An 11732-nucleotide genomic window follows, 5' to 3' on the forward strand; every position below is an offset into this window, starting at 1 on the left:
GCCTGGCTGCTCGACCGCGCCCCCCACGTAGTCCCCATCCCCGGCACCCGCACCGCAGATCACCTCCGCGCCTGGGCGATGGCCCCCGAGATCGACCTCACCGACGACGACCGGCACGAGATCGACCGCCTCCTCCCCATCGGCTGGGCCTGGGGCGACCGCTACGACGACCACCAGGCCGCGACGGTGGAACGCTACTCCTGACCGTGACTCCGGTCGTAAGGGTTCGGCCCCGCAGGCGCCCAGCCGACCGGAGGCGCCTTGGGCTTGAACACCTGCACCAGCAGCGGATGGCACACCGCGACATCCGAGGAATGCTCCGTCGAGCAATCCCCGCCCGGACAGGCCGACAAGGCCCCCAGCAGATCGATCTCCGCCATGAACTCCAGGTAATCGCCGGGGCGCACGGGCGAGGCCTTCATGAAATACTGCCCCGTGTCCCGCGTAAACCCGGTGCACATGAAGACGTTCAGCACGTCATGCACATGCAGCTCTGCCGCCTTCGCGGGCAGGCCCCAATGGTCCGCCACCGCCCGCGTCAGGTTGGAATGGCAGCAATGGTGATACTGCTCGCCGCCCGACAAGAGCGCATGGGTATAGGGATCGCAGCGCGTGCCGATCACGTCATGCACGCTGCCACCAAAGGCATCGAACCCGTACCAGTCGAGCGTATCCTTGGTGATCGTCGCCATCGGGCGCAGGTACGGCAGGCAGGACCACATCCGGTCCCCGGTCGACAGATGCGTTCCGTGCAAGGCGCGGGTCTTGCCGGAAAAGAACCGCTCGCCAAGGTTCTCGGCCGCAAACAGGTTCAGGTCGCCCACCTGCGGCCCCTCGACGCTGACGATACGGAACAACCACCCCGCCGGGACCTCGAAACTGCGGGCCTCGCGCGGAGGTACCAGCACCTCCGCCTCCAGGCTCCACCCCTCCCGCGCGGCGCGATACGCGGGCAGGTCGGGGCGCGGCAGGCCCTCGACCGGATAGCAGATCACCGGGCGCACCGCCTTTCGGGCGGCGGCATCGGCAGGGGCGGGGTGTTCGGGGCGGTCCAGCTTCATGCCCGCAGACTTGCCGGAACCCACGCCCCCTGCAAGCGCCGATTTCTTCGAAGAAATCGGACCGGAGCCTTCGAAGGCTCCGCGCCCGGCCCTACCGTTCCTCCCGCAGGCAATCCCGCGGCTCACGCCCCCGCGCCGTCGCCCCGCAGGCCACGCAGCGCCAGAAATCCGGCGCGACGCTGCGGTCCAGCCGCCAGCGGCAGTTGCGCGTCAGCGTCGAGTTGCGCCGGGTGATCCAGAGATAGACGAAAACCGAAACGCCCAGAAGCAGCAGAAGCAGCGGCACGGGCGGATCACACCACCCGGTCCACCATCAGCTTCTTGATCTCGGCAATCGCCTTCGCCGGGTTCAGCCCCTTGGGGCAGGTCTTGGCGCAGTTCATGATCGTGTGGCAGCGATACAGCTTGAACGGGTCTTCCAGCATGTCCAGCCGCTCGCCCGTCGCCTCGTCCCGGCTGTCGACGATCCAGCGATAGGCATGCAGCAGCGCCGCAGGGCCAAGGTAGCGGTCCGAGTTCCACCAATACGACGGGCAGGCGGTCGAGCATGACGCGCACATCACGCATTCATACAACCCGTCCAGCTTCTTGCGGTCCTCGATCGACTGCCGCCATTCCTTGGCCGGGCGGTTGGTCTTGGTCTCCAGCCAGGGCATGATGCTGGCATGCTGGGCGTAGAAATGCGTCAGGTCCGGGATCAGGTCCTTGATCACCGCCATGTGCGGCAGCGGATAGATGCGGACATCGCCCTTGATCTCGTCCAGCCCGTAGATGCAGGCCAAAGTGTTGATCCCGTCGATGTTCATCGCGCAGGACCCGCAGATGCCCTCGCGGCAGGACCGGCGGAAGGTCAGCGTCGGGTCGATCTCGTTCTTGATCTTGATCAGTGCGTCCAGGACCATCGGGCCGCACTTGTCCATGTCGATGAAATAGGTGTCGACCCGCGGGTTTTCGCCATCGTCGGGGTTCCAGCGGTAGATCTGGAACTTGCGCACGTTCGTTGCACCTTCCGGCTTCGGCCAGGTCTTGCCGGTGCGGATCTTCGAATTCTTGGGCAGCGTGAACTGGGCCATGACGGTCAGCCTCTCCTGGTCTTCATCTCGGAATCTCGGATCATTCGCGCCATCTCAGCCCTTCCAGTCCGGCCGCATGTACAGCGGACGGCTCGGCGGCTGGCCCGCCTTGTTCATGACGCAGCTGTCATAGACCGCCGAAGGGTCCTTGCGCAGCAGGTAGTCCGAGCTGATCTCCAGCTCGACCCCGGCCATCTTGCGGCCTCCGGTTCCGACGCCAACCGACATCTCGCCCCGGGGCTTCGAGGCCAGCCGCGCGCGCTCGAAACACTGGCGTTCGGCCTCGCGCAGGGACATCGGGCCGCAGGCGGCTAGCAGGGCGAACAGGGCAAGGGCGGCACTGGCTTTCATCTGATCACCGGACCGGCGGCACGCCGTTCGAGGCAAAGCAGGCCTGCGTCGCGGGCCTGACGGCGATCTCGCGGATCGTGGCCTTGGTCGAGGTCCCGGCCTCCACCCCCACATCGCGGGCCAGCAGCTCCAGCTCGCTCTGCGTCGCCGCCTCCAGGATGCACTTCGTCGCCAGCCGCGCCGGTTCCGCCGGCATGTCGATGTTGACCACCGGGAACACCACCGTATGCGCCGTCCGGGTCAGGGCGCTGTCCACCACCTCGGCGGGATCGCAGGCGGCCAGGCCAAGCAGGCAGGCCAGGGAAAGCGTCAGCTGTCGCATCAGAACTTCCTTTCCGCCGGGGCGATCTTCGCAAGGGAAATCCCGCCTTCCGCTTCGGTGGTCAGCGGTTCGGTATGCACCGGACGGTAGCCGAGCCGCACCTTGTCGCCATCGACCCAGGCCAGCGAATGCTTGCGCCAGTTGGCGTCGTCGCGCTGCGGATGGTCCTCATGCGCATGCGCGCCGCGGCTTTCGGTGCGGGCATGGGCGGCATAGATCGTCGCCAGCGCGTTCGGCATCAGGTTGGTCAGCTCCAGCGTTTCCATCAGGTCGCTGTTCCAGATCAAGCTTCGGTCGGTGACCTTCAGGTCGCCCATCTTGGCCGCGATGGCCGTCATCTTCTTCTCGCCCGCCGCCAGCGTCTCCTCGGTGCGGAACACCGCCGCATCGGCCTGCATCGTGCGCTGCATCTCCAGCCGCAGATCGGCGGTCGGGATCGTGCCATCGGCGTGGCGCAGCGCATCGAACCGATCCAGGGCCTTCTCGACCTGAGCCTTGTTGGTCGCAGGCACATGCGCGCCACGGTCCACCACCTGCCCGGCCCGGATCGCCGCCGCCCGACCGAAGACGACCAGGTCGATCAGGCTGTTCGACCCCAGCCGGTTCGCACCATGCACGCTTGCACAGCCCGCTTCGCCCACTGCCATCAGGCCGGGGAAGACCGCATCGGGGTTCTCTTTCGTCGGGTTCAGCGCCTCGCCCCAGAAGTTCGTCGGGATGCCGCCCATGTTGTAGTGCACCGTCGGCAAGACCGGGATCGGCTCTTTCAGCAGGTCGACCCCCGCGAAGATGCGGGCCGACTCGGTGATCCCCGGCAGGCGATCCTCCAGCGTCTCCTTCGGCAGGTGGTTCAGGTTCAGGTGGATATGGTCCTTGTTCGGCCCCACCCCGCGCCCTTCGCGGATTTCCAGCGTCATGCAACGGCTGACATAGTCGCGCGGCGCCAGGTCCTTGTAGTGCGGCGCATAGCGCTCCATGAACCGCTCACCCGCGCTGTTGGTCAGATACCCGCCCTCGCCCCGTGCGCCTTCGGTGATCAGACAGCCCGAGCCATAGATGCCGGTCGGGTGGAACTGCACGAACTCCATGTCCTCCAGCGGCAGGCCCGCCCGCGCCACCATTCCGCCGCCGTCCCCGGTGCAGGTATGCGCCGAGGTCGCGCTGAAATAGGCCCGCCCGTAGCCCCCCGTCGCCAGCACCACCATCTTCGCGTTGAAGACATGAATCGTGCCGTCGTCCAGCTTCCAGGTGACGACCCCGGTGCAGGCCCCGTCGGTGATGATCAGGTCCAGCGCGAAATATTCGATGTAGAACTCGGCGTTGTTCTTCAGCGATTGCCCATACAGCGTATGCAGGATCGCATGCCCCGTCCGGTCGGCGGCGGCACAGGTGCGCTGCACCGGCGGGCCGTTGCCGAACTCGGTCGTGTGCCCGCCGAAGGGCCGCTGGTAGATCTTGCCCTCCTCGGTGCGCGAAAACGGCACCCCGTAATGCTCCAGCTCGTAGACCGCCTTCGGGGCCTCGCGCGCCAGGTATTCCATCGCATCGGTGTCGCCCAGCCAGTCCGACCCCTTCACCGTGTCGTACATGTGCCACTGCCAGTGGTCCGGCCCCATGTTCCCCAGCGACGCGGCAATTCCGCCCTGCGCCGCCACGGTATGGCTGCGCGTCGGGAACACCTTGGTCACGCAGGCCGTCCTGAGCCCCTGCTCGGCCATCCCCAGCGTCGCGCGCAGGCCCGCGCCACCGGCCCCCACCACGACCACGTCGTATTCATGCGTCTCATACGGATAGGCAGTCATCATCAGGTCCTTAAAGAGCCATGCGGGCCAGGGCGAACAGCCCGGTCGCGGCGATCACCCAGGAAAGCGAGATCACGAAGATGATCAGCATCTTCCGCGCCGTGCCCCGGACATAGTCCTCGATCATCGTGGTCGCGCCCATCGCGAAATGGCGCATCCCCACCACCAGCACCAATGCGGTCAGGATTGCCGGGAACGGATGCGAGAAGGTCTCCAGCACCACCTCGCGCGGCTGGCCCAGCGCCTTGCCGAAGACGTACAGCCAGACCGGCACCAGGAAGGCCAGCCCCGCCGCCGAAACCATCATCGACCAGTGATGCTCGGTCCCGGCATGGGCAGCACCCTTGCCTTCGGCGCGCTTGCGGGGGGTGATGTAGCGCATGGGCTTCCTCACTGAACCAGAAAGATTGTGATCACAGTCAACACGACCGAGCCGATGATGCAGACCCAGCCCAGCTTTTCCGCCGTGGGAATGTCCAGCCCGTGCCCCGCGTCATAGTAAAGGTGCCGCAGCCCGGCGAGGTAGTGATACCACACCGCCCAGAGCGAGCCGGTGAACACCAGGTCCCCGAACCAGCTGGTCGCCACCGCATTGGCGGTCGCGAAATACGCCTCCGACGTCGCCGCCGCCAACAGCCACCAGACCCCCAGCACCACGCCCGCAACCAGCGCATGCCCGGTGATCCGCGTCAGGATCGAGGTGAGCATCGGCACCTGCCAGCGGTAGATCTGCAAATGCGGGGACAACGGTCGCTCGATGCGTTTCACGTCTGCCATGAAAGATCCTCACGTCTGGCGGCGCAGGTCCATCGGGCCAGCGCCAGGCTGTCGTTCGCTACTCTGCATAGCGCGGATTTCGTCCGTGTCACGCCCGGATTGCCGCAACTGCAACATGTTGCCGCTATCGGCGGCGCTTTTCTTCATTTTGTGATCACGATTTTTCAACGCGTGATCACACAACCGGCCCTTCCCCGACTCAGCGCGGCACCAGCGCCCAGTAGTCCAGATCCAGCAGGACTTCGGGCAGGTATTTCCCGTCCGCTCCCCGCAACTCCCCGGCCTTGCCCTTCGTCGCCACCAGCCGCAGCCGCAAGGCGCCGACCGAGGCGACCTGCGTCTCGGCCCGGTCCAGCACCTCGGACCAGGCCCGCACCGTATCGCCCGCGAAACAGGGGTTGGCATGCGCCCCCGCGTTCAGCGCCACCATCATCTGCGCATTCGCCAGCCCGTTGAACGACAGCGCCCGCGCCAGGCTGATCACATGCCCGCCATAGATCAGCCGCCGCCCGTCCTCGCGCTGGCTGACATCGAAATGCACCTTCGACGTGTTCTGCCACAACCGCGTCGCCAGCATGTGCTCGGCCTCCTCGACCGTCACCGCGTCGACATGGTCGATCACCTCGCCCACCGCATAATCGCCCCAGCGATGCGGCTCCCCGGCCAGCGCGAAATCGTAGGCGGAGAAATCCAGCCCCTCCGGCACCACCAGCGCCCCCGGCGCGACCGAGGCTGCCAGCTCCGGCACATGAACCGGCACGACCACCTCGCGCCGCCGCTTCCGCACCATCACCCAGCGGACGTATTCCAGCACCACGTCCCCGCGCTGGTTGAGGCCCTTCGTCCTGACCCAGACCACCCCCGTCGCGCCCGAGGAAGTCTCCTTCAGCCCGATCACCTCGGACTCCGACCGCAAGGTATCCCCCGGCCAGACCGGTTTCAGCCAGCGCCCCTCGGCATAACCAAGGTTCGCCACCGCGTTCAGCGAAATGTCCGGCACCGTCTTGCCGAAGACCGTGTGGAAGGCGATCAGGTCATCCAGCGGCGAACCTGCCAGCCCCACCGACCGCGCGAACTCGTCCGAGGAATAGACCGCCCCCCGCGCCGGATAGAGCGCGTGGTAAAGCGCCCGCTCCCCCTGTCCCACCGTGCGCGGCACCGCATGGGCGATCACCTCGCCCAGCCGATAATCCTCGAAGAACCGTCCGGGATTGGTCTTCATTGCTCGCCCAGCTTCACGTCCGGGTGATACTCGCCCGGAACTTCTTTCACCACCGCCTGTCCGCAGCGCATCACGCCATTCGCCGCGTCGAACGCATAGGTCGGGCCGCCGTGCAGCTCCCACCCCTTGTTCAAGGCCGCCGTCACCTTGTGGCAGAAGACCGAAGTGTCATCCGCACTCAGAAACCGATAGAGCTTCATCCCTCACCCAACTCCCGACAATTCGACTAAAATTGTGCTTCCTCTTGGAGGAAATACTCCACGGGGGTGCGGGGGTGTGAAACCCCCGCTCCGCCCTCAGCCCCAGGGCGGCACTCCCAGCCAGTTGTGGATCAACATCACCACGCCCATCACCACGACAGCCCCCACGACCGCCCCGATCTCCTTGCCCATCGGCGCCGGTTCCGGCAGCGGCCCACGCGGCTCGGCCCGGTTGATCAGGATCACCGTCACCACCGCCCAGGCCAGAAGCCCGCCGAACAGCACGATTGCCGCGAGATCGCCATTGACCAAGAGATGCGCCACCGCCCAGGTCTTCACCGCCGTCAACTGCGGATGCCGGATGATCCGGGTGATCCGGGTTTTCAGCCCGGAGGCCGCATACAGGTAGAAAGCAAGGAACATCAGCAGGTTGTTCACATGCACCAGAAAGCGCGGCGGGTCCCAGACCGGCGCGAACGCCGCCCCGTCGATCCCCAGCCATTCGCTGCCCCGGAAACCGATCACCATCAGCACCACGCCCGCCAGCGACAGCGCCGTGACCAGCCCCTTGCCCGCCTCGCCCCAGCGTTCGCGGGAGACCGGGGCGACCCGTTTCCACAGATGCGCCCCCCACCACAGCGCCAGTCCCAGGATGATCAGTGTCATGCGAAGCCTCCAGCCGGTTCATCGGGGCGTACCCTGCCCCTAAACCGCCCCCGCTGCAATCGACCGGGCCGCAATCGCCTCGGCCTTGCCGATCAGCGCTTCCGCCGTCGCCACATGCAGGTTCTCGACAATCCGCCCGTCCACCACCGCCACGCCCTCGCCCCGCGCCCGCGCCTCGGCAAAGGCCGCGATCTGGCGGCGGGCCAAAGCCACTTCCTCCTCCGACGGTGCGAACACCTCGTTCGCCACCGCCAGCTGCGCCGGATGGATCAGCGTCTTGCCGTCGAAGCCCATGTCCCGGCCCTGCTCGCATTCCGCCCTGAGGCCGTCCTCGTCCTTGAAGGCATTGAACACCCCGTCGACGATCACCCGCCCCTCCGCCCGCGCCGCCAGCACGCAGGCCCCAAGCCCCGCCAACAGCGGCAGACGGTCGCTGCGGTATCGCGCGCCCAACTCCTTGGCCAGGTCGTTGGTGCCCATCACCATCCCCTGCAACCGGGGATGCGCCGCAATCGCCCCCGCGTTCAGGCACCCCTTCGCCGTCTCCAGCATCGCCCACAGCGGGGCCTTCACCCGCCCGGCCACCGCATCCAGATCCGCAGGTCCGTTCACCTTCGGCACCAGCACCGCATCCACCCCCGGATGCGCCCCAAAGGCCGCAAGGTCCCCCTCGACCCACTCGGTCCCCAGCCCGTTTACCCGCACGATCCGCGCCCTTGCGCCATAGTCCGCGCCGCGCAGCACCCCCGCCAGCAGCTCCCGCGCCCGGACCTTCTCCTCGGGGGAAACGGCGTCCTCCAGATCGAAGATGATCGCATCCGCCGCCAGCTCCCGCGCCTTCTCCAGCGCACGTTCCCGCGAGGCCGGGATGTAAAGGACAGACCGATAGGGACGCGACACGACTCACCTCCGCGCAACATTCTTGCGCTTGAAAGCACGGATCAGACACAAACAGCAAGCCCAAATTCGCCGCGCCGCAGAAATCCCTTGGCAACCGCAGCGCAACGCGCCCGGAGCGTTAACCGCCCGTCAGCCGAACCCCGGCAGCCTCTGGCCCGTTCCACAGCCAGAAAGGCCCGGCCATGACCCCGCAGATGTTCGCCCTCTCCCTCGGCCTCGCCGCCATGCTCGCCGCCGCCCAGGTCGCCCATTCCGCCCCGCAATGCGACAGCCGCGAGGCCGTCACCGCGCTTCTCGCCGACCGCTACGGCGAGACCCGCCGCGCCTTCGGCATCGCGGGCGAGGCCGCGGTGATGGAACTCTACGCCGCCGACGAGACCGGCACCTGGTCGATCACCCTCACCCTGCCCGACGGAAGGATGTGCCTGATGGCCTCCGGCTCGAACTACGAAGCCGTCACCGAGGACCTCCCCGCCAAAGGCGCCCCCGCCTGAGGCCTGCAGCGCCTGCAGGCCCGGAACCCCGCCGCCTCGCACTCGGAAACCGAGCCGCGGAACTCCACATTCTTCCGCAAAGGCGTCCGCGCCGGACAGGTCAGGCGACAGTACACCCCCGTCGTCCGCACGCAGACGAACACCCCGTCGAACCGCCCGTCCCGTGCCGCGAGACTATCGTAAAGCGCATCCGCATCCGGCACCATCGGCCTATCCTCCCAAGCAAGGGCGCACCGCCGTCCCCAGGCACCTCCCTCCCCCCGCGTGGGGGAGGGCCGGGGTGGGGGGGCCGGGCCACAATCGCACCGTACCAAAGAAAGATCACCCGGCCCGACCGCGAACCCGCAACAACCGGGTCAGATCAGCCCCTTCGCCCCGTCCCAGATCAACTTCAGCGAGATCAGCATCAGCGCCCAGGTCACCAGCCGGAAGAACAGCTTCTCCGGCATCACCTTCACCAGCCACACCCCGGCAAACACCGCCACCACCGCCGGTACCGACAAAACCGCCGCCATCTCCAGGTTCTCCAGCCCCAGCTGCCCCAGCGCATAGTAGGGCACCAGCTTCACCGCGTTGATCACCGCAAAGGCAATCGTCGCCGTCCCCGCGAACACCGCCTTCGCCATCCCCAGCGGCAGGGTATAGACCTGATAGGGCGGCGCCCCCGCATGGCTGACGAAGCTCGTGAACCCCGTCACCGCCCCCCAGAACAACCCCGGCGCCACCTCGGCCCGCTTCTGCTCCACCACCACCGACCGCCGCACCAGCAGGTTCAGCGCGAAGGCCACCCCGATCACCCCCACCAGCAGCGTCACCGCCGCCTCCGGAACAACGCTCGCCGTCGCCCAGCCCAGCCCGATCCCGACCACCGCCCCCGGCACCACGATCCCCAGCACCCGCCGGTCATAGGCATGGCGATAGGCGTAAAGCCCGAAGGCGTCCGACACGACATAGACCGGCAGCAGCATCCCCGCCGCCGCCACCGGGTTCATCACCAGCGCCATCACCGGCACCGCGAGCATCCCCACGATGGGAACCCCGCCCTTGCCCATCCCCACCAGCGCCGCCGCGATCACCGCCGCCACCCAGAACCCGATCTCTTCCATCAGCCCCTCCGCGTCGCGTTACCGCTAACCCCTTCCCGCCCGCCCCGGAAGCCGCAAAATTCCGCATACAATGGTATACCAAACCGCCCCCAAGGCTGGACAGCAGCCCATTTAGCCGCTACCCCTGCCCCCGATTCATCCCAAGGAGGCTTCAATGGCCAGACCCAAGATTGCCCTGATTGGCGCCGGTCAGATCGGCGGCACGCTTGCGCACCTCATCGCGCTGAAGGAACTGGGCGACGTCGTCCTGTTCGACATCGCCGAGGGCACCCCCCAGGGCAAGGCGCTGGACATCTCGCAATCCGGCCCGGTCGAGGGCTTCGACGCCGAAGTCACCGGCACCAACGACTACGCCTTCCTGCGCCGGGCGGACGTGTGCATCGTCACCGCCGGCGTCCCCCGCAAACCGGGGATGAGCCGTGACGACCTCCTCGCCATCAACCTCAAGGTGATGAAGTCGGTCGGCGAGGCGATCAAGAAGCACTGCCCGCAGGCCTTCGTGATCTGCATCACCAACCCCTTGGACGCGATGGTCTGGGCGCTCCGCGAATTCTCCGGCCTGCCGCACAACAAGGTCATCGGCATGGCCGGCGTGCTGGACTCCGCCCGCTTCCGCCACTTCCTGTCCCTGGAATTCAACGTCTCGATGAAGGACGTCTCCGCCTTCGTCCTCGGCGGCCACGGCGACACGATGGTTCCTTCCGTCCGCTACTCTACCGTCGGCGGCATCCCCCTGCCCGACCTGGTGGCGATGGGCTGGACCACGCAGGAAAAACTCGACGCCATCGTCCAGCGCACCCGCGATGGCGGGGCCGAGATCGTGGGCCTCCTGAAGACCGGCTCCGCCTTCTACGCCCCCGCCGCCTCCGCGGTCGAGATGGCCGAGGCCTACCTCAAGGACCAGAAACGCCTCCTCCCCTGCGCCGCCCATGTGAAGGGCGCCTACGGGCTGAACGGCCTTTACGTCGGCGTGCCCGTGATCATCGGCGCCAACGGGGTGGAACGTGTGGTCGAGGTCAAGCTCGACGCCACCGAGAAGACGATGTTCGACAAGTCGGTCGACGCCGTGAAGGGCCTCGTCGCGGCGTGCAAAGGCATCGACCCCTCGCTGGCGTAAGGGATCATCCGGTTCATCCTCGGGCGGCGTCGGCACTACCGGCGCCGCCCTTCGCATATGTAGGTCGGGGTTCACCCCGACTCCCTCCGAACCTGTCACCCTCACCCCTTCACTTGCCCTTTACCCATCCCCCCGCATAGGATTCCCTGAAACGGAGTCCGCGCATGACGAACCACCTGCACGACGGCGACAACCTCACCGTCCTGCGCGACAGCATCCCGACCGAGTCCGTCGACCTCATCTACCTCGACCCGCCCTTCAACTCGAACGCGGGCTACAACGTCCTCTTCAAGGCCCCCGACGGCTCCGGCAGCGCCGCCCAGATCGAGGCCTTCGACGACACCTGGCACTGGAACGACAGCACGGAGTCCGCCTTCGCCGGTCCCACGAGGAACAGTTAACGATTTGGAAGGCATCTTTGGACCAAGCAAGCGTAGGGTGGGTGCCAACCCACCATCAACATCGCCACCCCACGCAAACGCCTTCCAAATGATGCGGCTGTCCAAAGGTGGGTTGGCACCCACCCTTGTCTCTTTGATCTGTGGGAAGATGAAGGAGGCAGACGAGACCCCGACCCACCCTTGGGCGTTTGAGCCCGTCGCGTAGCTTGGGGCTCGTCTGCCGACCATTGTCAAACCTGA

General features: G+C 66.8%; 17 protein-coding genes and 1 pseudogene. 4 read left to right on the forward strand and 14 right to left on the reverse strand.

Annotation, left to right across the window (positions count from 1 at the left end; translation table 11 throughout):
- Positions 1-204 (forward strand): annotated as a pseudogene (locus ACE3P6_RS13970) (aldo/keto reductase); the annotation flags it as partial.
- Here the strand turns inward: ACE3P6_RS13970 and ACE3P6_RS13975 are convergent.
- From ACE3P6_RS13975 to ACE3P6_RS14030, 12 genes are all read right to left on the reverse strand, one after another.
- On the reverse strand, positions 195-1061 hold the full coding sequence (locus ACE3P6_RS13975) for an urea carboxylase-associated family protein (RefSeq protein WP_374396078.1): 867 nt from the start codon (positions 1059-1061) through the stop codon (positions 195-197). The pseudogene ACE3P6_RS13970 and the gene ACE3P6_RS13975 sit on opposite strands and share 10 nt — an antisense overlap.
- A 91-nt stretch (positions 1062-1152) precedes the next feature.
- Positions 1153-1347 (reverse strand): hypothetical protein, encoded by a 195-nt coding sequence (locus tag ACE3P6_RS13980; RefSeq protein ID WP_374396081.1) that lies wholly within the window; start codon positions 1345-1347, stop codon positions 1153-1155.
- Positions 1348-1354: 7 nt separating this feature from the next.
- Positions 1355-2134 carry a succinate dehydrogenase iron-sulfur subunit gene (locus ACE3P6_RS13985; protein WP_374396084.1) on the reverse strand — a complete coding sequence of 260 codons (780 nt, stop codon included), beginning with the start codon at positions 2132-2134 and terminating at the stop codon, positions 1355-1357.
- 54 nt (positions 2135-2188) lie between these two features.
- Entirely contained in the window at positions 2189-2485 is a 297-nt protein-coding gene (locus ACE3P6_RS13990; protein WP_374396087.1) for a hypothetical protein, read from the reverse strand.
- A 4-nt stretch (positions 2486-2489) separates the two neighbouring features.
- Positions 2490-2807 (reverse strand): hypothetical protein, encoded by a 318-nt coding sequence (locus ACE3P6_RS13995; protein WP_374396090.1) that lies wholly within the window; start codon positions 2805-2807, stop codon positions 2490-2492.
- Positions 2807-4609, reverse strand: a complete 1803-nt coding sequence (gene sdhA, locus ACE3P6_RS14000; RefSeq protein ID WP_374396093.1) for a succinate dehydrogenase flavoprotein subunit — start codon at positions 4607-4609, stop codon at positions 2807-2809. Before sdhA ends, ACE3P6_RS13995 begins: the two co-directional genes overlap by 1 nt.
- Before the next feature lie 10 nt (positions 4610-4619).
- Positions 4620-4991 carry a succinate dehydrogenase, hydrophobic membrane anchor protein gene (gene sdhD, locus ACE3P6_RS14005; protein ID WP_374375872.1) on the reverse strand — a complete coding sequence of 124 codons (372 nt, stop codon included), beginning with the start codon at positions 4989-4991 and terminating at the stop codon, positions 4620-4622.
- An 8-nt stretch (positions 4992-4999) separates the two neighbouring features.
- The gene (gene sdhC, locus ACE3P6_RS14010; RefSeq protein WP_374396096.1) at positions 5000-5386 is read right to left on the reverse strand and encodes a succinate dehydrogenase, cytochrome b556 subunit; all 387 of its coding nucleotides are present in this window, start codon (positions 5384-5386) and stop codon (positions 5000-5002) included.
- 199 nt (positions 5387-5585) lie between these two features.
- Positions 5586-6608: a MaoC family dehydratase gene (locus ACE3P6_RS14015; protein ID WP_374396099.1), complete on the reverse strand. Its 1023-nt coding sequence runs from the start codon at positions 6606-6608 to the stop codon at positions 5586-5588.
- Complete coding sequence (locus tag ACE3P6_RS14020) at positions 6605-6808, reverse strand: DUF1737 domain-containing protein (protein ID WP_374396102.1); 204 nt, start codon at positions 6806-6808, stop codon at positions 6605-6607. Before ACE3P6_RS14020 ends, ACE3P6_RS14015 begins: the two co-directional genes overlap by 4 nt.
- Positions 6809-6904: 96 nt before the next feature.
- Positions 6905-7474: an NnrU family protein gene (locus ACE3P6_RS14025; protein ID WP_374396104.1), complete on the reverse strand. Its 570-nt coding sequence runs from the start codon at positions 7472-7474 to the stop codon at positions 6905-6907.
- Between the two features lie 39 nt (positions 7475-7513).
- Positions 7514-8374, reverse strand: coding sequence for a CoA ester lyase (locus tag ACE3P6_RS14030; protein ID WP_374396107.1), 861 nt, complete (start codon positions 8372-8374; stop codon positions 7514-7516).
- Between the two features lie 182 nt (positions 8375-8556).
- Here ACE3P6_RS14030 and ACE3P6_RS14035 point away from each other — a divergent pair, with 182 nt between their 5' ends.
- Positions 8557-8868, forward strand: coding sequence for a hypothetical protein (locus ACE3P6_RS14035; protein ID WP_374396110.1), 312 nt, complete (start codon positions 8557-8559; stop codon positions 8866-8868).
- Here the strand turns inward: ACE3P6_RS14035 and ACE3P6_RS14040 are convergent.
- Positions 8820-9074, reverse strand: coding sequence for an Ada metal-binding domain-containing protein (locus ACE3P6_RS14040; RefSeq protein ID WP_374396112.1), 255 nt, complete (start codon positions 9072-9074; stop codon positions 8820-8822). The two genes, ACE3P6_RS14035 and ACE3P6_RS14040, sit on opposite strands and share 49 nt — an antisense overlap.
- 150 nt (positions 9075-9224) lie before the next feature.
- Complete coding sequence (locus tag ACE3P6_RS14045) at positions 9225-9974, reverse strand: sulfite exporter TauE/SafE family protein (protein WP_374396115.1); 750 nt, start codon at positions 9972-9974, stop codon at positions 9225-9227.
- Between the two features lie 154 nt (positions 9975-10128).
- Here ACE3P6_RS14045 and mdh point away from each other — a divergent pair, with 154 nt between their 5' ends.
- Together mdh and ACE3P6_RS14055 are read left to right on the forward strand one after the other, a co-directional pair.
- The gene (mdh, locus tag ACE3P6_RS14050) at positions 10129-11091 is read left to right on the forward strand and encodes a malate dehydrogenase (protein WP_374396118.1); all 963 of its coding nucleotides are present in this window, start codon (positions 10129-10131) and stop codon (positions 11089-11091) included.
- Between the two features lie 164 nt (positions 11092-11255).
- Positions 11256-11492, forward strand: a complete 237-nt coding sequence (locus tag ACE3P6_RS14055) for a modification methylase (protein WP_374396119.1) — start codon at positions 11256-11258, stop codon at positions 11490-11492.
- Positions 11493-11732 lie beyond the last annotated feature (240 nt).

Source organism: Tabrizicola sp., from assembly GCF_041911175.1.
GTDB lineage: Bacteria > Pseudomonadota > Alphaproteobacteria > Rhodobacterales > Rhodobacteraceae > Tabrizicola.